19 protein-coding genes and 1 tRNA gene are annotated in these 21,028 nt (G+C 60.7%); 13 read left to right on the forward strand and 7 right to left on the reverse strand.

Features of this window, described 5'->3' with window-relative positions:
* Positions 1 to 13 precede the first annotated feature (13 nt).
* A complete protein-coding gene (locus tag NKH13_RS23075; protein ID WP_352914611.1) occupies positions 14 to 1,666 on the forward strand; it encodes a tetratricopeptide repeat-containing sulfotransferase family protein in 1,653 nt (550 codons plus the stop codon).
* Positions 1,667 to 1,729: 63 nt separating this feature from the next.
* On the forward strand, positions 1,730 to 3,382 hold the full coding sequence (locus NKH13_RS23080) for a tetratricopeptide repeat-containing sulfotransferase family protein (RefSeq protein WP_352914613.1): 1,653 nt from the start codon (positions 1,730 to 1,732) through the stop codon (positions 3,380 to 3,382).
* A 268-nt stretch (positions 3,383 to 3,650) separates the two neighbouring features.
* Here NKH13_RS23080 and NKH13_RS23085 read toward each other — a convergent pair whose 3' ends face one another.
* From NKH13_RS23085 to NKH13_RS23095, 3 genes are all read right to left on the reverse strand, one after another.
* Positions 3,651 to 4,802 (reverse strand): porin, encoded by a 1,152-nt coding sequence (locus NKH13_RS23085; RefSeq protein ID WP_292660091.1) that lies wholly within the window; start codon positions 4,800 to 4,802, stop codon positions 3,651 to 3,653.
* A gap of 134 nt (positions 4,803 to 4,936) precedes the next feature.
* Positions 4,937 to 5,179, reverse strand: coding sequence for a GIY-YIG nuclease family protein (locus tag NKH13_RS23090; RefSeq protein ID WP_352717666.1), 243 nt, complete (start codon positions 5,177 to 5,179; stop codon positions 4,937 to 4,939).
* Positions 5,180 to 5,398: 219 nt separating this feature from the next.
* Positions 5,399 to 5,489: transfer RNA gene (locus NKH13_RS23095), tRNA-Ser, on the reverse strand.
* Between the two features lie 449 nt (positions 5,490 to 5,938).
* Between NKH13_RS23095 and NKH13_RS23100 the strand changes: the two genes are divergently transcribed.
* Both NKH13_RS23100 and NKH13_RS23105 read left to right on the forward strand, forming a co-directional pair.
* The gene (locus NKH13_RS23100) at positions 5,939 to 7,117 is read left to right on the forward strand and encodes a porin (protein WP_352717455.1); all 1,179 of its coding nucleotides are present in this window, start codon (positions 5,939 to 5,941) and stop codon (positions 7,115 to 7,117) included.
* Between the two features lie 239 nt (positions 7,118 to 7,356).
* Entirely contained in the window at positions 7,357 to 8,415 is a 1,059-nt protein-coding gene (locus NKH13_RS23105) for a tyrosine-type recombinase/integrase (protein ID WP_502908357.1), read from the forward strand.
* A 319-nt stretch (positions 8,416 to 8,734) separates the two neighbouring features.
* On the opposite strand, the gene NKH13_RS23110 is transcribed toward NKH13_RS23105, so the two are convergent.
* Together NKH13_RS23110 and NKH13_RS23115 are read right to left on the reverse strand one after the other, a co-directional pair.
* On the reverse strand, positions 8,735 to 9,628 hold the full coding sequence (locus tag NKH13_RS23110) for an alpha/beta fold hydrolase (RefSeq protein ID WP_352914616.1): 894 nt from the start codon (positions 9,626 to 9,628) through the stop codon (positions 8,735 to 8,737).
* A gap of 158 nt (positions 9,629 to 9,786) precedes the next feature.
* Entirely contained in the window at positions 9,787 to 11,820 is a 2,034-nt protein-coding gene (locus tag NKH13_RS23115; protein ID WP_352914660.1) for a lytic transglycosylase domain-containing protein, read from the reverse strand.
* A 327-nt stretch (positions 11,821 to 12,147) separates the two neighbouring features.
* Here NKH13_RS23115 and dapA point away from each other — a divergent pair, with 327 nt between their 5' ends.
* From dapA to NKH13_RS23140, 5 genes are all read left to right on the forward strand, one after another.
* A complete protein-coding gene (dapA, locus tag NKH13_RS23120; protein WP_352914617.1) occupies positions 12,148 to 13,029 on the forward strand; it encodes a 4-hydroxy-tetrahydrodipicolinate synthase in 882 nt (293 codons plus the stop codon).
* A gap of 25 nt (positions 13,030 to 13,054) precedes the next feature.
* Positions 13,055 to 13,534 (forward strand): SsrA-binding protein SmpB, encoded by a 480-nt coding sequence (gene smpB / locus NKH13_RS23125; RefSeq protein ID WP_023768487.1) that lies wholly within the window; start codon positions 13,055 to 13,057, stop codon positions 13,532 to 13,534.
* Between the two features lie 106 nt (positions 13,535 to 13,640).
* Positions 13,641 to 14,369, forward strand: coding sequence for a GH25 family lysozyme (locus tag NKH13_RS23130; protein ID WP_352914619.1), 729 nt, complete (start codon positions 13,641 to 13,643; stop codon positions 14,367 to 14,369).
* A 168-nt stretch (positions 14,370 to 14,537) separates the two neighbouring features.
* Complete coding sequence (locus NKH13_RS23135; protein ID WP_352862677.1) at positions 14,538 to 14,765, forward strand: hypothetical protein; 228 nt, start codon at positions 14,538 to 14,540, stop codon at positions 14,763 to 14,765.
* Between the two features lie 335 nt (positions 14,766 to 15,100).
* Positions 15,101 to 15,397 carry a hypothetical protein gene (locus NKH13_RS23140; protein ID WP_352914621.1) on the forward strand — a complete coding sequence of 99 codons (297 nt, stop codon included), beginning with the start codon at positions 15,101 to 15,103 and terminating at the stop codon, positions 15,395 to 15,397.
* Between the two features lie 31 nt (positions 15,398 to 15,428).
* Here the strand turns inward: NKH13_RS23140 and NKH13_RS23145 are convergent, their stop codons facing one another.
* A complete protein-coding gene (locus NKH13_RS23145) occupies positions 15,429 to 16,106 on the reverse strand; it encodes a uracil-DNA glycosylase (RefSeq protein ID WP_352914624.1) in 678 nt (225 codons plus the stop codon).
* Entirely contained in the window at positions 16,103 to 16,684 is a 582-nt protein-coding gene (locus NKH13_RS23150) for a LabA-like NYN domain-containing protein (protein WP_352848761.1), read from the reverse strand. The genes NKH13_RS23145 and NKH13_RS23150 overlap by 4 nt, the downstream gene beginning before the upstream one ends.
* Positions 16,685 to 16,963: 279 nt before the next feature.
* On the opposite strand from NKH13_RS23150, the gene rpoZ reads away from it, so the two are divergent.
* The 4 genes from rpoZ (at position 16,964) to NKH13_RS23170 (ending at position 20,810) form a co-directional block, all read left to right on the forward strand.
* Positions 16,964 to 17,365 carry a DNA-directed RNA polymerase subunit omega gene (gene rpoZ / locus NKH13_RS23155; protein ID WP_023719890.1) on the forward strand — a complete coding sequence of 134 codons (402 nt, stop codon included), beginning with the start codon at positions 16,964 to 16,966 and terminating at the stop codon, positions 17,363 to 17,365.
* 111 nt (positions 17,366 to 17,476) lie between these two features.
* Positions 17,477 to 19,705: a RelA/SpoT family protein gene (locus NKH13_RS23160; protein WP_352467217.1), complete on the forward strand. Its 2,229-nt coding sequence runs from the start codon at positions 17,477 to 17,479 to the stop codon at positions 19,703 to 19,705.
* A gap of 73 nt (positions 19,706 to 19,778) precedes the next feature.
* The gene (pyrE, locus tag NKH13_RS23165) at positions 19,779 to 20,357 is read left to right on the forward strand and encodes an orotate phosphoribosyltransferase (RefSeq protein ID WP_352914627.1); all 579 of its coding nucleotides are present in this window, start codon (positions 19,779 to 19,781) and stop codon (positions 20,355 to 20,357) included.
* 42 nt (positions 20,358 to 20,399) lie between these two features.
* Positions 20,400 to 20,810: a VOC family protein gene (locus NKH13_RS23170; RefSeq protein WP_352914629.1), complete on the forward strand. Its 411-nt coding sequence runs from the start codon at positions 20,400 to 20,402 to the stop codon at positions 20,808 to 20,810.
* Positions 20,811 to 21,028 lie beyond the last annotated feature (218 nt).

Here is a 21,028-nt window from a genome sequence, read left to right on the forward strand (position 1 = left end):
CTAGCGAGACATGATGAGCAACCGACTGCCGCCCGCCTGGTCCAAGCACATAAGATCCCGTTCGGCGCCGAACGTGCAACCGCCGAAGGCGAAACCATTGACGCGCGTGCAGGCCGACGATGCGCTGCTGAAACAGGCGTATGGCTTGCAGCAGGCCAAGCGGTTGGCCGAGGCTGAGGAACTGTGCCGTCGCGTGCTGGAGCGCACGCCCAACCATCCCTTGGCTTTGTATATCATGGGCACGCTATTCATCGGGCTCGACGATGAAATGGCCCTGCGATATTTGGCCCGCGCCGTCGGCGAGGAGCCTCAAAACCCCTTTTATCACCTTAGTCTGGGTGAAGTTTATCTAAAAGTCAGCGAATATTCGCCCGCAATCAGGCATATTCAGCAAGCTTTGAAGTTGAAGCCCGATTTGCTGGAAGCGCTTTGCGCATTGGGACGCGCTTACGTGGAATTCGACAAGGCTGACATGGCTGTGCCGGTTTACGAGAAAGCGCTCAAGATCAACCCCGATCATCCTCGCGTTCGGACGGGGCTGGCCAGCGCACTCACCGGACTCGGTCGCGTGGACGAAGCCGAAGTCTATCTGAAAGAAGCGATCGAACGTCGCATCGCGATGCCCGCTGCCTATAACGAGCTTGTGCATACGCGCAAATTCACCGAAGAGCCGGCCGAACTTAAGTCCATCCTGCGCGAACTGGGCTACCCAAAGCTTGACCCCGAAAGTGCGATGAGACTTCATCACGCTGCCGGCAAGGTGCTGAACGACCTTGGGCGCTATGAAGACGCGATAGATCATTTCAAGAAAGGCAAGCAGGCCACAGGCCACAAGTTTGATCTGGAAGCCTATCGCCGCTGGGTCGACTCCACGATCGAGCTCTTCAACCCGGACATGGTGGCTGCCAAGGCGGGTTATGGAAGCCCATCGGAAGTGCCCGTGTTTGTACTGGGCATGCCCCGGTCGGGGACCACCCTGACCGAACAGATTTGCGCGAGCCACCCGGATGTTCATGGCGCAGGAGAACTGAGCAAGCTAAGGCGAGCCGCAAATGTTATCGGCCTCACGAAGGTTCCGTCACGAGCCTTGGGCCAATCGATTGTGCCGATCACCCCTGACGTGTCCAAAAGGTTGGCCGAGGAGCATTTGTCATACCTTCGTGAGCGTGCGCCGACCGCACTTCGCGTCGTCGACAAAATGCCCCAGAACTTCGAACTGATCGGTCTAATAGGCCTTCTCTTTCCCGACGCGCGGATTATTCACTGTCGCCGCGACGCCATCGACAATTGCCTCTCGTGTTTTTTCCAGAATTTCTCCAAGGGACACAGCTACATCGCCGACCTGCAGACGCTCGGGCTGTACTACCGTGAATATGATCGCCTGATGCGACATTGGGACAAGGTTTTTCCGGGACGCATCTTCGAAAACCGCTACGAGACGCTGGTTGCGGATCAGGAGGCACAATCGCGCCGTCTGATCGATTATCTTGGATTGCCCTGGGACGATGCCTGCCTGCGGTTCTTCGACAAGGAGGGATCGGTCAACACGGCCAGTCGCTGGCAAGTCCGGCAGCCGATCTACAGTTCATCTGTCAAGCGCTGGAAAAACTATGAGAGCGCAATCCAGCCGCTGATCCAATCGCTCGGCGATCTCGCCGGTGCCTGAGTTCCACGGCCGGCGGCAACGGTCTGGCTGGATTCTCCCAGACCATTTTGCTAGCGAGACATAATGAGCAACCGACTGCCGCCCGCTTGGTCCAAACACATAAAGTCCCGTTCGGCGCCGAAAGTGCAGCCGTCGAAAGTGAAATCGCCGTCGCGCGCGCAAGCTGACGACATGCTGCTGCGGCAGGCGCTCGAACTTCAGCAAGCCAAGCGGCTCCCGGAGGCGGAGGAATTATGCCATCGCGTTCTCGCCCGCACGCCCAACCACCCGCTTTCGCTATACATCCTCGGTACGTTGGGGCTCGGTATCGACGACGAGTTGGCTCTCAAATATTTTGCGCGGGCAGTAAGCCAGACGCCTCAAAATCCGTATTTCCACCTCAGCCTGGGAGAGGTCGGTCTGAAGCTTGGCGACAGCTTGCTTGCGATCAGGCACCTGCAGCGCGCCTGCGAATTGAAGCCCGATCTGGTGGAAGCGCTTTGCGGACTGGCGCGTGCCTACGTCAACTTCGACAAGGCCGAGATGGCTTTGCCCCTTTACGAGAAGGCGCTAAAGATCAACGGCGACCATCCCATGGTCCGGATTGGTCTGGCTGGTGCGCTCACCAGCCTCGGCCGCATGGACGAAGCCAGAGCCTATCTCGATCAGGCAATAGAACGTCGCGTCGATCTTGGTGCGGCCTACGACAGCCTGGTCAACACGCGCAAGTTCACCGGAAGGCCTGAGGAACTCGGTTCTATCCTGCGTGAACTCTCCAATCCCAAGCTCAACCCGGATGTTGCATCTCAACTCCATCATGCCGCTGGCAAAGTGCTGAACGATCTCGAGCGCTATGATGAGGCGATGGATCACTTCCAGAAGGCAAAAAAGGCCGCTGGCGATGCTTTCGATCTGGAGTCCTTCCGCCGCAGAATCGATTCCATGATCGAGATATTCAGCCCGTCAATGCTGGAAGCCAAGGTTGGCCACGGTAGTCCGTCCGAAGTGCCTGTGTTTGTGCTGGGCATGCCCAGGTCGGGGACGACGCTGACGGAGCAGATCTGCGCGAGCCATCCGGATGTCCATGGCGCCGGGGAACTCACGAAGCTGCGTCGAATGGCGGGCTTGATGGGTTTCAGAACGCAGCCGGATGAGGCCTTGCGCAGTTCGATCATGTCGATGACGCGGGATCAGTCGAGGGCGCTGGCCGAGGAATATCTGTCCTATCTGCGTCAACACGCGCCAGGCGCGCTCCGCATAGTCGACAAGATGCCTCATAATTTCGAGGTTGTCGGCTTGATCGGAATTCTCTTTCCCAACGCGCGCATCATTCATTGCCGGCGCGATGCCGTTGACAATTGCGTCTCGTGCTTCGTCTTGAGGTTCAACAAGGAGCATGGCTACAACGCCGACCTTAAGACTCTCGGGGTGTACTACCGTGAATATGATCGCCTGATGCGACATTGGGATAAGATTTTTCCGGGACGTATGTTCGAAAGTCGCTACGAGACGCTGGTTGCGGATCAGGAGGCTCAATCCCGCCGTCTCATCGATCATCTTGGATTGCCCTGGGACGATGCCTGCCTGCGCTTTTTCGACAAGGGCGGTTCGGTCAACACGCTCAGTCGCTGGCAGGTGCGGCAGCCGATCTATAGCTCATCCGTCAAGCGCTGGAAAAAATATGAGAGCACAATCCAGCCGCTGATTGACGCCTTGGGCGATTTGGCCGAACTTTGAAGAAGTGGGTTGCGTTCGACAGGCCGAGGCTGACCGTGACTTGCTGCCGAGATCCGTCGACCCTGTAGGCCAGCCCTTCAGATCGGAACAACGTTTTTATTTCTTGCACGTCTGAACAAGCGGGCACAGCGAGCATCGCAATCGCCCAGCCCTGCGATCGGTCTTCAGCCGCAGCCGCATTTTTGCATCGAGAGTTGATAGCTGCGTTCCCCGATGCAAAAACCCGGCGGTTGCCCGCCGGGTTTGGATTTCAGTCAGGCTCGGATTGTCAGAATGAGCGCTGGAAGCGGAGCATGCCGCCGATGCTGTCCTTGTCGTCGGCATTGGTCCAGTTGCGATCGTAGGCTTTATCAAACTGACCGTCGTGGGCCCAATCGACTTCGGCGGTGATCGTGAAGCCGGGAACGATATCGTAGGCGACGTTCGCGGCGACGCCGTAGTTCTTGTCGTCGTCAACCGACGCCTGGAGGTTGAACGAGGTCTTCTCGTTGATGGTGTAGGTGCCACCACCCCAGACTGCCCAGTTGCCGCCCCACTGCTTGTAGAAGTTGCGGTCGATGTTGTCGTCCGAACCGTAACCGGCCATGAGGAACAGTGTCAGGTTCTGTATCGGCGTAACGTCGACGCGAACCTTGCCGGCCCACTCTTCCCAGGTGCTGTCATAGGCGGCGACACCGGTGATCGAGCCCCAGCCCTGCGTGTATTTGATACCGCCGACGACATACGGGACATAGCTGTCGATGGAATCATTGCCGCTGTTGCTGTCTTGGAAAATGCCAGGATCCGCAGCGGCACTGCCCGAACCGGTTTCCAACGAAGCCACGGCCGAGAAGCCGTTTCCGGCATCGAAGTAATACTGGACGACGTTGGTGTCGAAGCCGCCGTAGGGGACCAGCGTATCCTGGATGACGTTGCCGGCGTAGCCGATGAAGGTATCGAAGGCCGATTCGTCCTTACCGACGCGGAGACCACCAAGCTGGACCCAGGCAAAGTTCAGCGAAACGCTCGTACCGCCATTGAAGTTGTCATCAAGGTAATCGTTGTGGTTACCCCAGTTGAAGCGGGTCTCGGTGTAGGTCTTCAAGGTGCCGAGCTCGGTTTCCTGGCCGGTCCAGGTCTTCAGCGTGAAGCGGGCGTGCTTGTAGTAGGTATCCTGCGAGTCGCCGTCCTGCTGATCGGTGGTCTTTGCACCGTCGAATGAGCCGACGTCACCGATGCCGATGTCATAGCGGACGTAGCCGCCGATGCGCAGGCAGGTTTCGGTGCCGGGGATGTAGAAGTAGCCAGCGCCGTAGACGTCGCAAATCTTGACGTATTCAGCGGGTTCCGGCTCGGCGACGACGACGGCGTCGGCGGCGCGCGCACCGGAAACTGCGATCAGTGCCGCAGCGGAGCCGAGAAGAAGGCTCTTGATGTTCATTTTCTGACCTCCAGTCAGAATCGAACCAAAGTGCGGAATTGGCGCCGTGTGTTTCGGTAGTAAGTATCTGGGATTGCGTCGTTATTTCGGAAAATCGTTGATTTTTGTGAGATCACGTGAACAGCCGCAGACGTTCACCAGAGGCGTTTGCTGGCAAACGCATGCCCGGAACCGGATTTGAGATAACGCTCGAATGAAGTCGCCTTGGCTTGGTTCGAGAAGGCGATACAGGTCACGACCCGCCACGGCAGGAATTTGGACGTATGGCTGGATTTTCCGGCGTTGTGCTCGGCGACCCGTCGCTTCAGGTCCGAGGTCACACCGATATAGCGTTCGCCTTCCGCGCTCTTGCTTTCCAGCAGGTACACATACCACACGAACCGGCCTCCCTCGCCAAGGCATCGGAGTACATCCTCCTTTGCAAGGAAGGATATGCCAACCTGATTTTGCAACCGTTCCAAGAGGTTGCAGTCCTCCTTCGCCACGGCTTCGGAGGGCATCCCGCTTCGCGCGGAGAGGGTTTCGCTGGACTTGTCCTGCGAAGCGCTCAGCGCGAAGCAGGATGGCCTGCCACCCGAAGCCCGCAGGGCGAAGGGTGGCGGAGAGGATGGGATTCGAACCCACGAGAAGCTTTTGACCTCTACTCCCTTAGCAGGGGAGCGCCTTCGACCACTCGGCCACCTCTCCGTTGCGCCGGTGGATAAAGAAAAGCGCCGGCACAATCAACAAGCTGGCGCTATTATCCTTGAAAAATCGACCCTTCGCCAAAGCGCCGCCCAGCGATGTGGCGATTCTGCGGCAATTCCCTGGTTCGCGACTCGGGCCATGGTCACATTTCGGGCCGACCATCGCCGGAATCCGCCGTTTGCAACGGCTTGCGAAGGGGTGTTGGTTAACAGGAGCTTTCGGAGTGAGGCCAAATCGTGTCATTTGTGCAACAACGCCGGGGTATAGCGCCAACACAAACCTTTTGCCGGTACGATCGTGGTTGAACGCCGCCGTGTCATGGGTAATGTCGGGTTTGAAGGAGCGGCGCGGTGCGCATCTTTTTCGGTAGTGGGGATGGGGCAGGGAACGCTGTCCTTCAGCAAAGAATACCCAGACCCGTTTTTTAACTTTTGACTGGAGGTCAGAAAATGAACATCAAGAGCCTTCTTCTCGGCTCCGCTGCGGCACTGGTCGCAGTTTCCGGTGCGCGCGCCGCCGACGCCGTCGTCGTCGCCGAGCCGGAACCCGCTGAATACGTCAAGATCTGCGACGTCTACGGCGCTGGCTACTTCTACATCCCCGGCACCGAAATCTGCCTGCGCATCGGCGGCTACGTCCGTTATGACATCTCCGCCGGCCAGGCTGGCTCGTTCGACGGCGCCAGGTACCAGGACCTGTCGGATGCCCTCGATGGCGAAGACAACGTCAACGACGGCTACTACAAACAGGCTCGCTTCACGCTGAGGACCTACACCGGCCAGGAAACCGAGATGGGCACCTTGAAGACCTACACCGAGACCCGCTTCAACTGGGGAACGGGTCACTATGACGACACCCTCTTTTCCAACTTTGGCAGCAGAGGCGTTTCGCTGAACTTCGCCTGGATCCAGCTCGGTGGTTTGCGCGTCGGTAAGGACGAAACGGCCTTCAATACGTTCACTGGCTACGCCGGCGACGTCATCCAGGATACGATCGTTCCCTACGGCGGCTTCGACACCAATGTCGTCCAGTACTACTTCGATGCCGGCAACGGCTTCTCGGCGGTGGCTTCGTTGGAAACCGGTGAAGGCTTTGTCGTTGACGGCGGCGCCCTCAATCTCGGTCACGACTCGATCGACAGCTATGTTCCGTATGTAGTTGGCGGCGTGAAGTACACGCAGGGCTGGGGATCCATCAGCGGTGTTGTCGCCTATGACAGCAGCCTCGAAGAATGGGCCGGCAAGGTTCGCCTCGACGTGACGCCGATGCAGAACCTGTCGCTGTTCTTGATGGCCGGCTACGGCTCTGACGACAACCTCCCGCGCAACTACTACAAGCAGTGGGGCGGTAACTGGGCAGTCTGGGGTGGTGGTGCCTACACCATCAACGAGAAGACCACGTTCAACCTCCAGGCGTCGTATGACGAAGCCAAGGAAGCTGGCGTCGCGGCCAATATCAAATACGAAATCGTTCCCGGCCTGGTGATCACGGCCGAAGTGGACTGGGCTCATAACAGCCATCACATCGATAGCGACTCGCTGCCCGGCTATGAATACAACTGGACCGGCATCCCGGGCGACAAGAAAAACGCCGTTGGCGGTATCCTCCGCTTCCAGCGCTCGTTCTAAGGGCTGGACTTAAAGCAAGTGAAATCCAGCCCGGGCGCTTAAACGTCCGGGCTGTTTTTGTTTTCGCGACTGGTAGGCAAACAGAAGGAAAGGGGGTTCGGTAGCTGAACAGGGTTGTGGAACGATGTCGTTGGGATCCGCCAACTGGTGGATGAAATCGGCCGCAACGCTTAAAACTCTTGAAAGGGCACCGCCAAGCAGGTAGGTCTAGGCCTATCCACTCGGGGGTGTGGCGAATAATGACGAATGATGCGATTCAAGAGGGAGGAACCTCTGATCATTTTTCGATGTTTTCTTCTCAAACTGCAAAGATAAAATACAGTTATAACAAGATACGAGAAGTAAAGTCGCACAGGATCGGAGAACTGTTTTCAGTATACCGGGACATACTTTGGGATGATGGGCGGCATAAATACAATGTCAGCTCCTTCATCGGCGAAATAGACGAGATCCTCCTTGGGGAGCGTTTCAGCGCCTTTGACCAAAGCACCCTCGACAACCTTATCGGCACCTTGCGCCAGCGCGGCAACAGCAACGCAACCATCAACCGGAAGATGGCTGCCCTCAGCAAACTGCTGCGCAAGGCTCATAAGATGGGGGATATCCACAGCCTGCCCGAGTTCCGCCGCCAGAAGGAGCGGGCGGGACGGATTCGTTTCCTCGAAAGAGACGAGGAGGCCCGGCTGTTCGCCGCCATCAAAAGCCGCAGCGAGGACGCTTATCGGCTTTCCGTCTTTCTCGTCGACACCGGCTGCCGTCTCGGCGAAGCGCTGGGCTTGATCTGGAACGATATCCAGGAGCACCGCGTCAGTTTCTGGATCACCAAATCCGGCCGCAGCCGCACCATCCCGATGACCGAGCGGGTAAAAGAAGTGATCAAGCTGCCGGCCACCGAGGGCCGCCGGCCCAAAGGCCCGTTCACCAAGCTCAGCCAGGCGCAGTTTCGCGCTATCTGGAACGATGCCAAGGCCGAAGTCGGGCTTGGCGCCGACGATCAGGTCGTGCCGCACATATTGCGCCATACTTGTGCCTCGCGTCTTGTCCAGGGCGGTATCGACATCAGGCGCGTGCAGATGTGGCTCGGCCATCAGACGCTGTCGATGACCATGCGTTACGCCCATCTGGCCACCAACGACCTCGACGGCTGCGTCACCGTGCTGGAGACGCCGCGGTGCAGTGGCGCGGACAGCGGCGGGGCAAGCGCTTTGTCTTCTCCACCTCCGCCAAGGCGGCAACCAAAAAGCGAGCCGGCCGCAAGCAAGGCCCCAAAGCCCGCGAAGAGAAGCGCCAAATCCTGACGGTTTGGGTGGATCTGGCATTGGGTTTCAGGGCAGTTGCTTCAGGTTAGCGCTGCCGCTCATTGCCCTGCCGGGCATTTCTCCCCGTATAGTGACGGGGAGAAAGGTACCCTCGCGAAAGATTTCGCTAGTCGCCAGCGTTCCGGCTAGCCCCTTCTCCCCGTCGCTATACGGGGAGAAGGTGCCGGCAGGCGGATGAGGGGCAGCGCCAACATCGATAAAATTATTTCACCGCTAATTCCAACGGAACTGTCAACGGCCGTCGGAATGCTTTGATCGACGCAAACCCTGCGCGTGAATTACTTCACTCGGTCGAGATTTACTTCCCGCCACCCCGTCGCTCCGCCCGATCGAAAAAGCCAGCGACCTTGCCCGGCAGGCCGCCGGTTTCGAGAAACGGTGCATGCCCCTGGTCGTCGGCGGTGATCGTCTCGATATCGGTATGGCGCGTCCGCATCTGCTCGAGCGTTTCGGCGGACAGCAGCTTCGAGTTGGCGCCGCGTATGACGAGCAACGGGATCGCCGCCAGCGCGTCGAACTGCGGCCACAGGTCGGGCAGCGGCGAGGAGAGGTCCAGGCCGGCCAGCGTGTCGACCAATCTCGAATCGAAATCGGGCAACAACCCTTCCTCGGTCTTGCGGTAAAGGGCTGACGCCATCCGCTCCCAATCCGCATCGGTCAGCGCCGAAAAATCCGCGCCATGGGTGCTGCGCAAGTCGCGGACCACCTCCGCGTACGTCTTCGGCCTTGGCGCGAGGTCGATATAGGAGCGGATATGGGCGAGACCTTGCGCCTCGATCACCGGGCCGATGTCGTTGAGGACGATGGCCTTCAGCACGGCCGGCCGCATCGCCCCGAGCACATGGATGATCAGTCCACCGCGCGAGGTGCCGATGAAGCCAGCCTGCTCGATGCCAAGTGCTGCCAGCCCGGCGAGAATATCGCCCGCTTCGATGCCGATATTGTAATGGCCGATGTCGGCATCGTAGGCGGACTGACCGCGCCCGCGATAATCGAAGGCGACGACCTTGCGCTTCGTCTGCGCTGACAGATAAAGCGCCAATTCGTGAAAGTCACGGCAATTGCGGGTCAGGCCGGGCAGGCAAACGACTGGCCAGCGGCCGGAATTCGCTTCGCCGTAGATGCGGGCGTGCAGGCACAGCCCGTCCGGCGCGGCGTAGAAGAAATCGGAAAAACCCTGCTCGGTTGGCATGTGGACCGCTTCCTCGCAGTTGCCGGATCGTTCCCGACTGCTACAGGCGATGGCAGAGACGGTCAAATCGAAGCATCGGCGCTGAGAATCTTCGAGACATCGGCGGGACAGAGGGGGGCGCAAAGGATCGCAGCCCGACTTAGCTTGAAGCCCGGTCGTCACCCCCGGCCGTTCACCAAATCCCCGACAATATCGTACTTGCCGGAGATACGCATCTTGTAGACCTCGTAATTCTCCATCACGCGCTGAACGTAACTTCTTGTTTCCGTATAGGGAATCCGCTCGATCCAGTCGACGACGGCGTCGACGTCCTTGCCGCGCGGATCGCCGTATTTCGCCACCCACTGGGCGGCGCGGGCGGGGCCGGCATTGTAGCCGGCGAAGGTCAGCACGTAGGAGCCGTCGAAACGGCCGAGCTGCTCGCCGAGAAAGGCGGCGCCCAGCGTTGCATTGTAGCCGGCATCGGTGGTCAGCCGGGCCTGCGAGAAAGTCACGCCGGCCTTCTTCGCCAATTGCTTGGCCGTGGCCGGCATTAGCTGCAGCAGCCCGCGCGCGCCGGCGCTGGAGATTGCGCCGATGTTGAACTCGCTTTCCTGGCGGGCAATCGCATAGGCCAGCGCCTTCCCGGAGCCGGAGATGTTGGCGGTGTCGGGAATGACGCCGAGCGGATGCGACAGCGCGCCGACATCGATGCCGCGGGCGCCGGCGATCTTGCCGACCTTCAGCGCCATGAAATGGTTGCCTTGTTTTTCCGCCAGCACCGCAAGCAGCGCCAGTTCGCCGGGGCTGTTCAGCTGCCCGGCGAGGTCGCGGTAGAGCGTCTCGGCATAGCGGTCATAGCCGGCCTCCTGCAGCCGCTCGATGGCGCTGACCGCCTCGCGGGTGGCAAAATTCTGGCGGTCGGCGGCACTCGGCTGTGGGTAGACGATGTTGAGGGTCTGCCGGCCGACCCGTTCGCCGGCAAGCTGGCCGTAAAAGGTCGTGCCGTAGCTGGCGGCACGGCTGAAGTAATCCTTGGCATTGCCGGGGCCGCCGACTTCGGCGGCGCGGCCGAGCCAATAATAGGCGCGCGACAGCGACATCGGCCCTTGGGCGAGCTCCGCGATTCGCACAAAATGCTTGGCGGCGGTGCTCGGGTCGTTGAGGCCGCGCAGCGCGTACCAGCCGGCATGGAATTCCGCCTCGGCAGCATTGGCGGGACTTTCGGCGGCATGCGCGGCGACTATTCTGTAGGCGGTCTTCATGGCGCCCTGGTCGACCAGCTCGCGCGACAGCACCCGGCGCTCCACCCACCAGGCGTCCGGATCGACCAAAGCGTCACGGTCGCCCGGCGCCTTCATCACCAGCGCGGCAGCGTCGGAAAATTTCTGTTGCTTGCGCAGATATTCGGCTTCGGCAAAGAGATAGCCGGCCGCCCGCTGCGCTGCCGGCACCGCCTTCAGCAGCTTGGCCGCGTTCTTGTCGCCTTTGGTGACTGCCGCCCAGGCATCGGCCAATTGCTGGGCGCCCGCGAGACCGGCGACGCGCAGCGCCGAAGCGACCCGGTCGGCATAGAACATGCGCTCCATGCGGAAGCGATGGTCGGCGGCCGGGATCAGCGCGCCGAACTCGCGGATGACCGTCGCCTCGTCCCTGGCTTCGAGCTTTTCGGTGCGCCAGAATGGCGACAGCACCGAGCGCGCCGCTTTGGTATCGCCCAGCGCTACATAGGAGCGGGCTAGGATCACCACGCCCTCGAAGGTCAGCGGCTGGCTGCCATCGAACGCCCGCACCACCACCTGTGGCGCGGGGTTCTCGCGGTAGAGCGCGCGCTCGCTGTTCTTGCGCAAGGCGATCGTGCCCGGCCAGTTCGGCAGCATTTTTGCCGCATCGGCGATGTCGCCGCTCGGCACCTGGTCGCCGCCATAGAGCGCGATCGCCCAGGCAAGGATGTGCCGGTCGAGCGATTTGGCCGGCAGCGCCTCGCGCACCTGGCGCGCGCGCTGAATGTCGTTTGCCGCCAGCGCATCGAGACCGCTCTTCAGCGCCGCGACGCTGGCGGACGGCGACTGCTGCAGCGCATCGTTCTGCGGCTCGGTCATCGGAATCGCCGACGTGACCTGCACATCGACGCTGCTGCCGATCGCGGCGCCGGGAATCAGCGCGACGATCGCGCTGATAAGCGCGAAAAGATGAGGCCGCCTGATCGGCATGGATTTGGTCATCCCCGTTCTTCGACGCTACAACAGGCACAGATGAATTGAAGCCTATTCGTCTGTGATGAAGGGCCCGTAAAGAAAACCCCATCGAGGTCGTTCGAATTGCAATTGCCGGCGCAATGCTTGCCGCGCAACAATGTCGAGACTATGGTGCGCCGCTTCGCTTTCGGCTAGAAGGCGCGCACGACAAACACCTACAGCGCCGCGCGTCTTCTCAGACGCGCAAAGGACGCTGTAGCACTTTAAATTTGGCGCATGATCCTTTCTGAAAATCGACTGCGATTTTCGGGGTCATGCGCTAGTCCCAAGGAGTTGGACGACATGCTGAGAGGCTCGCTGACCGCGCTCGTGACACCGTTCGAACAGAGCGGCCGTTTCGACGAGAAAGCCTTTCGCGCGTTTATCGCCTGGCAGATCGCCGAAGGCACGACGGGCGTGGTCCCGGTCGGCACCACCGGCGAGTCGCCGACGCTGTCGCATGACGAGCACCGCCAGGTCGTCAAGGTCTGCATCGAGGTCGCCAAGGGCCGGGTTCCGGTCGTCGCCGGCGCCGGCTCCAACAACACCGAAGAGGCGGTTGGCCTGGTCCAGTATGCCGAGAAGGCGGGCGCCGACGCGGCCCTGGTCGTCACGCCCTATTACAACAAGCCGACGCAGCGCGGCCTCTATGCGCATTTCGCCGCCGTCGCCAGGGCGACCAGCCTGCCGATCATCATCTACAACATTCCGCCGCGCTCGGTGATCGACATGAGCCCGGAGACGATGGGGCAATTGGTGCACGACTTCAGGAACATCGTCGGCGTCAAGGATGCCACGGGCAAGGTCGAGCGGGTTTCGGAGCAGCGCGCCACCTGCGGCAAGGATTTCATCCAGCTCTCCGGCGAAGACGCCTCGGCGCTCGGCTTCAACGCGCATGGCGGCGTCGGCTGTATTTCGGTGACGGCAAATGTCGCGCCCAGGCTCTGCGCTGAATTCCAGGAGGCGACGCTTTCCGGCGACAGCGCCAAGGCGCTCGACCTGCAGGACCGTCTGTTGCCGCTGCACAAGGCGATTTTCCTGGAACCCGGCGTTTCCGGCGCGAAGTATGCGCTGTCGAAGCTGGGCAAGGTCGAGAACGTGCTGCGCTCGCCGCTAGTGACGGTCGAGCCGTCGACTGCCGAGAAGATCGACGCGGCGATGAAGCACGCCGGCTTGATAAACTAGGGATGAGGCGCCACCTCTCCGCATCATGAATCAAGTCAGAAAAGCCGATCCCAACAACAAGACCGTTGCGGAAAACCGTAAGGCGCGGTTTTCCTATGAGGTGCTCGACACGATCGAGGCCGGCCTGGTGCTGACCGGTACCGAAGTGAAATCGCTGCGCCAGGGCCAGGCCAACATCCAGGACAGCTACGCCTCGGTCGAGGGCGGCGAGATCTGGCTGATCAACTCCTATTTGCCGGAATACCTGCAGGCCAACCGCTTCAACCACGAGCCACGCCGCCGCCGCAAACTGCTGCTCAACAAGCGCGAGATGGCCAAGCTGGCGCAAAGCGTCGACCGCGAGGGCATGACGCTGGTGCCGCTGAAGATCTACTTCAACGACCAGGGTCGTGCCAAGCTGCTGCTCGCCGTTGGCCGCGGCAAGAAGCTGCACGACAAGCGCGAGACCGAAAAGCAGCGCGACTGGTCGCGCGAGAAGGGCCGGCTGCTGAAGGAGCGAGGGTGAGGAGCAGTCCGCGAAGCGGACGAAAAGTCAATGATTTGGCTTTTCGAGCGGCGAACGTCCGGAGCCATAGCGGCGGGCAGGGTGGACCAATGGGGATAGATCTCTGTTGAAAAACCGGATCGTCTTGTGGAGCGCGGCCGGTCTGCTCCTGGCGGGCCTCGTCCTGGCCGGCGGCTATACCTACTTCAAGACGTTTTCTCCGGACCGCGGCAAATATCCGGTGAGGGGCATCGATGTTTCCCATCATCAGCGGCAGATCGACTGGCGGCGTGTTGCCGCCGACGATGTCGCTTTCGCCGTCATCAAGGCGACTGAAGGCGGCGACCATGTCGACGATGCCTTCGCCGCCAATTTGCGCGCGGCCCGCGCCGCCGGCCTTGCCGTCGGTGCCTATCATTTCTTCACCTTCTGCAGGCCGGGTGCCGATCAGGCACGCAACTTCATCTCGGTGGTGCCGCGCGATCAGCCTTTGCTGCCGCCGGTGGTAGACATCGAGTTCGGCGGCAATTGCCCGCAGCGGCCAACTCCCGAACAGCTGAGTGCCGAGCTTTCCGCCTTCCTCGGTCCGGTCGAGGCGGCGTTTGGCAAGACGGCGATCCTCTATGTGACCGACGAGGCGGCGCAAGCCTATGTCGGGCAGCTAGCCGGCCGCCCGCGCTGGCTGCGTTCGCTGGCGCTGCGGCCGGGCCATGACGACTGGATCTACTGGCAGTACCACAACCGGGGCCGCGTCGACGGCATCAGCGGCGACGTCGACCTGAATGTTCTCCAGGGTGGACCCGCGACGCTGGCCGCGTTGTTTGCCCCAGCGCCTGAAGCGATGTCGACGAATTGACGCTATTCCCGTCCACTAAAACACCCTCAATGGCCCGAAGACGGAACGACGAAGCCTTGACAAATACGGCTATTCGATAGCGTCTCAGTTTTGAGTTCAGCTTACGACCGTTTGCAGAGTTCATCGGCGGAGATACGCTAGCTTGGCCGCATAATTTTGGATTAGCCAATGGCCGCAGCACCAAAAAAATCTTGGATAGTCGCAAGCGACGTAGCCGACCGGGACGGAATCGGCATCGAGCTTTGGATTGAAGGCGACCTCGTGTTGGAGATTTTCCGTGACGACACAAGGCGAACCCGAGAGGTAACCCTCTACCGGAAGGAGATTCCTTTGGAGTTAGTCGAGGAGGCCATTGCGAGGTTCAAAGGTGACATTCCAAGGGATTTTGTAGATTGATCAATCGCCGCCCGATTCATTGTTTCCCCTAAAAGTTGAACGTCACCGTCCCGCCTTTTACGCTTCCGCTAACTATTCATATCGCAGGCGGCGCCGTGCTAAGTGCATTTGATGCCGGAGCGCCCTTCATCAACCAATGACAGCAACGCCCCGCCTGCTGCGACGGATGGCGGCGACCCCCGCCTAGCATTTGTCTATGCGGAGGCGGTGCGTGGCCTCCAGCACCAGCAGGGCGTGGTTGAAAGTCTCAATGCGCGCGCCGGCAATCTGATCTTCGCAACGGCGTTCGCGAGTTCTCTCCTTGGAGGCAGGGCGCTCCAGGATGGCGTAGGGCCTTGGGACTGGCTGGCGCTGACATTGCTTCTTCTTATCGGACTGCTGGTGCGATTATGGTGTGGCCATATTATAACTATACGTTCCGTTTCGATCCCGAGAAGCTGCTCCAGGATTTCGTCGATCAGCATCCTCCCGCAACCATGGATGGGATGCACCGAGCACTTGCGCTGCGCATCAAATCCGACATGGCCAGCAATTGGCGGATCATCCAACGCCTGCGCGTCGCGCTGCAGCTTGCACTGTTTCTGTGGTTGCTGGATCTCCTGGCCTGGTTGTTCGCGATTGCCCGAATCTAGGCGCTTGTGCGCCGGCGCGCCTCGTCTGACTCTATGTCTTCAGAAAAGCTTCTATCTGACTGAAGATATTAACGAACATCGTTTCCGTCAGCACGCCGGTATTGGTGTTGTAGCGCGAGCAATGATAGCTGGAAAATAGCGTGATGCCATTGGCCTGCTGCTGCCCGCCATGCCGGAACGGATAGGCGGCGACGCGTTGGCCGAGCGCCCGCACGGTCGACTGGTGCGCGATCGAGCCCAGCGCCAGCACGGCGCGCAGGTTTGGAAACCGCGCAATCGTCGGCACCAGGAACGTCCGGCAGGTCGCTATCTCGGCGCCAACCGGCTTGTTATCCGGCGGCACGCAGCGCACCGCATTGGTAATCGCCGTACCAACAAGCTCCAGCCCGTCATCAGGTCGCGCCTTGAATTCGCCGCGCGCAAAGCCGTGCGCGATCAGCGTGTTGTAGAGCAGGTCGCCGGCAAAATCGCCGGTGAAGGGGCGCCCCGTCCGGTTTGCCCCGCGCAGGCCAGGCGCCAGCCCGACGATCAGCAAGCGCACCGCATCCTCGCCTTCCGGCGGCAAAAAGGTCGGCACCGGCGCGTTGAACCAGGACGGCTCGCGCCGCCGCCACTCGGCGATGAAGTCGTGCAGCCGTGGGCAGAGCGGGCAGTCGCGATCGGGTTCGGGCGAGACGACCAGGGGCGCGGTCAAGGCAACGACCGTCAATAGTCTTCCTCGTCGACTTCGGCCGGCTCGGGCCGGCGTACCGGCCGCTCCGACGGATCGCGGCCGACTTCATTCTTGAGCGCCATCAAGTCGATGAAATGGTCGGCCTGGCGGCGCAGATCGTCGGAGATCATCGGCGGCTGCGAAGCCATGGTCGAGACGATCGAAACCTTGCGCCCGCGCCGCTGCAGCGCCTCGACCAGCGTACGGAAATCGCCGTCGCCTGAGAAGATGACATAATGGTCGACGACGTCGGCAAGCTCCAGCGCATCGACGGTCAGCTCGATATCCATATTGCCCTTGATCTTGCGCCGGCCGGTCGAGTCGGTGAATTCCTTGGCCGGCTTGGTCACCACCTTGAAGCCGTTATAATCGAGCCAGTCGATCAGCGGCCGTATCGAGGAGTATTCCTGATCCTCGACCAGCGCGGTGTAGTAATAGGCGCGCAGCAGATAGCCGCGTTTCTGGAAGCTCGACAGAAGTTTGCGGTAGTCGATGTCAAAACCCAGCGCGCGCGAGGTGGCGTAGAGATTGGCACCGTCGATAAAGAGAGCGATTTTTTCACGAGGATCGAACATGGAAAAATGTCCTTTTTCGAAATAAGCGGTCGTCTAAATGCGTGGCGACTATCGGCCGGTCTGATAATAGACCTGTTGGCCTTCATCGTTCGAGATAACGCCAGTTTTACGGCAATCCAAGGCACCATGCGGCACCGCAAGCAATTGTGATCGGCGCTGCGTCGTCGCAGGCGGCCCGCGTCAGAGCTGCGCACCGCCATAAAAGCTTGTATTTTGGCGGCGTTCGGGTTATGGACCGCGCCTGTTTTCCATCAAATCCAGGCATGAAAGGGGCAACTCATGGCCCGCGTAACCGTTGAAGATTGCATCGACAAGGTCGACAACCGCTTCGAGCTGGTGCTCCTGGCCGGCCACCGCGCCCGTCAGATCAGCCAGGGCGCGCAGATCACTGTACCGCGCGACAACGACAAGAATCCGGTCGTTGCGCTCCGCGAAATCGCCGACGAGACGCTGTCGCCGGACGACCTCAAGGAAGATCTCATCCATTCGCTGCAGAAGCATGTCGAGGTCGACGAGCCGGAAGCCGACGGCGAGGCGATTGCCGACCAGACCGGCAGTGCCGTTGCGGCCACCGATGCCGACGACGCCGAGGACAACGTCACCTTCGATCGCATGACCGAAGAAGACCTGTTGGCCGGCATCGAAGGTCTGGTACCGCCGGAAAAAAGCGACGATTATTGATCTTAGCAATAACTGCCGACACTTTCGCGTCGGCAGTTTCGTGGCTATCTATGACATGCGCCGTACGCCAGTGCGGCGCATGATTCATTTCAGCATTGCGAGATCCCGCCCATGATGCGTCAGTATGAGCTTGTCGAGCGCGTCCAGCGCTACAAGCCTGACGTCAACGAGGCGCTGCTCAACAAGGCCTATGTCTACGCCATGCAGAAGCATGGCCACCAGAAACGCGCCTCCGGCGACCCCTATTTTTCGCATCCGCTCGAAGTCGCCGCCATCCTCACCGAAATGCACATGGACGAGGCGACGATCGCCGTTGCGCTGCTGCACGACACGATCGAGGACACCACGGCGACCAGAGCCGAGATCGACGAATTGTTCGGCCCCGAAATGGGCAAGCTGGTCGAAGGCCTGACCAAGCTGAAGAAGCTCGATCTCGTCTCCAAGAAGGCCGAGCAGGCGGAGAACCTGCGCAAGCTGTTGCTCGCGATCTCGGAAGACGTGCGCGTGCTTCTGGTCAAGCTCGCCGACCGCCTGCACAATATGCGCACCCTCGACCATGTGCCGGAAGCCAAGCGCCTGCGCATTGCCGAAGAGACGATGGACATCTACGCGCCGCTGGCCGGCCGCATGGGCATGCAGGGCATGCGCGAGGAGCTGGAGGAGATCGCCTTCCGCTTCATCAATCCCGAAGCCTATCGCGCCGTCACCGCACGGCTCGCCGAAATCTTCGAGCGCAACAAGGGCGTGCTGTCCGAGATCGAGAAGGCGCTGTCCACGCTGTTCGACAAATATTCGATCAAGGCCGAGGTCAAAAGCCGGCAGAAGAAGCCGTGGTCGGTATTCCGCAAGATGGAAGCCAAGGCGCTGTCGTTCGAGCAGCTGTCCGACATTTTCGGCTTCCGCGTCGTTGTCGAGACGGTCGAGGACTGCTATCGCGCGCTTGGCGCCATCCACACCACCTGGTCGATGGTGCCCGGCCGCTTCAAGGATTACATCTCGACGCCGAAGCAGAACGACTACCGCTCGATCCACACCACCATCGTCGGCCCATCGCGCCAGCGCGTCGAATTGCAGATCCGCACCTACCAGATGAACAAGATCGCCGAATACGGCGTCGCCGCTCATTCGATCTATAAGGATACCGGCGGCAAGATGAATGGTGCCGCCCATGCGATCTCGAAGGAAACCAATGCCTATGCGTGGCTGCGGCGGACCATCGAGCAGCTTGCCGAAGGCGACAATCCCGAGGACTTCCTCGAAAACACCAAGCTGGAACTGTTCCAGGACCAGGTATTCTGCTTCACGCCGAAGGGCATGCTGATCGCGCTGCCGCGCGGCGCCACGCCGATCGACTTTGCCTATGCCGTCCACACCGATGTCGGCGACACTTGCGTCGGCGCCAAGGTCAATGGCCGCATCATGCCGCTGATGACGGAGCTGAAGAACGGCGACGAGGTCGAGATCATCCGCTCGAAGGCGCAGGTGCCACCGGCGGCGTGGGAATCGGTGGTCGTTACCGGCAAGGCGCGCTCGGCCATCCGCCGCGCCACCAAGAACGCTATCCGCAAGCAATATTCGGGTCTCGGTATCCGAATTCTGGAGCGTGCCTTCGAACGGTCCGGCAAGACCTTTACCAAGGAAAATCTGAAGCCGGTGCTGCACCGGCTGGCGCGCAAGGATATCGAGGATGTGCTGGCCTCGGTCGGCCGTGGCGAACTTGCCTCCACCGATGTCATGAAGGCGGTATTTCCCGACTACAAGGACGAGCGCGTCACGCTGGTCGCGCCCAAGCAGCGCGAGGAGGGTTGGTCGAAGATCCGCAACGCCGCCGGCATGCTGTTCCAGATTCCAGGCCGCGCCGCGCGCAAGGACAAGAACCAGCAGCGCGACGACGCGGTGCCGATCCGCGGTGTGCGCGGCGATCTGCCGGTGCGCTTCGCGCCGGAGGGGGCAGTGCCAGGCGACCGCATCGTCGGCATCGTGCAGCCGGGAACCGGTATCACCATCTATCCGATCCAGTCGCCGGCGCTGCAGGCCTTCGACGACCAGCCAGAGCGCTGGATCGATGTGCGTTGGGATATTGACGAGCGCACCAAGGAGCGATTCCCGGCGCGCGTCTCGGTCACCGCCATCAACGCACCGGGTTCGCTGGCCGACATTGCACAGGTCGTCGCATCCAACGATGCCAACATCCACACTTTGTCGATGGTGCGCACCGCGCCCGATTTCACAGAAATGCTGATCGATCTCGAAGTGTGGGATCTGAAGCACTTGAACCGGCTGCTGTCGCAGCTAAAGGACAATTCGAGCGTCAGCGACGCGCGACGCGTGAATGGGTGAATCGTGAATAGTGAAAGAGGGTGCTCTCACTACCATTCACCATTCACCATTCACCATGGGCATGGAGCGAACAATGAACACCGATGAAGTGCTGGGCATTTTCCGCGAGGCAGGCGCCGTTCTCGAAGGGCATTTCATCCTGACGTCGGGCCTGCGCAGCCCGGTCTTCCTGCAAAAGGCGCGCGTTTTCATGCATGCCGACAAGACCGAGCGCTTGTGCAAGGCGCTGGCCGAAAAGATCCGCGCTGGCGTGCCCGGCAGGATCGACTACGTCGTCGGTCCCGCAATCGGCGGGCTGATCCCGGCCTATGAGACCTCGCGCCATCTTGGTGCGCCGGCGATCTGGGTCGAGCGGGAAGGGGGCGAATTCAGGCTGCGCCGCTTCGAGATCGCCAAGGGATCGCGCGTTGTCATTGTCGAGGACATCGTCACCACCGGCCTGTCGATCCGCGAGACCATCGACTGCCTGCGCGGCCTTGGCGCCGATGTCGTTGCCGCTGCATGCATCATCGACCGCTCGGCCGGCAAAACCGATGTCGGCGTGCCGCTGATCGCGCTCGCCGAATATGAAGTTCCGGCCTATCCGGCCGACAGGCTGCCGCCCGAACTCGCCGCCATACCGGCGATCAAGCCGGGCAGCCGCAATATCTAATGCATGTCGCCCAAAAGTGTGCGGTGGTTTTGGGACAACGACATGCATAAAAACAAGTCAAGAGGCGCTGCCGTGATTGCCGGCATCGATCATTTCGTGCTGACAGTTCGTTCGGTGGACGATACCTGCGCCTTCTATCAGCGCGTGCTTGGCTTCGAGCGCCTCGACGAGCCGGACCGACCAACGGCGCTGCTGTTTGGAACGCAAAAGATCAATGTGCATCAGGTCGGGCGTACCTTCGAGCCGAAGGCCAAGGCGCCGACGCCGGGCGCCGGAGATTTCTGCTTGATTGCCGCCCGGCCGCTCGTCGAGATATGTGCCAGCCTCGCCGCCAATGGCGTGGTGATAGAGGTCGGCCCCGTCGAGCGTGTCGGCGCTCGTGGCGCGATGATGTCGGTCTATTTCCGTGACCCGGATGGCAACCTCGTCGAGGTCAGCGAATATCGATCCTAAGCGGCGCTCCTTAAATTCGCCGCGATCATACCCTGTTCAGAACGGCGACACCCAGGGCTGGCGCGACCGGCCGCCGAGCGGATGCCCTCGGCCTCGTTGTTCTTCGGCCAGCGCATCGCTATATCAAAGTCGTAGTTGCTTTTCGGCGACCGCAGAGCGCAGCATGGGGCTGTCGCGCCCTGGCTGGGAAAAGCCGGCGCGAAGTCATTAATGGAACT

Origin of the sequence: Mesorhizobium sp. M1348 (genome assembly GCF_040317925.1) — a bacterium.
GTDB lineage: Bacteria > Pseudomonadota > Alphaproteobacteria > Rhizobiales > Rhizobiaceae > Mesorhizobium.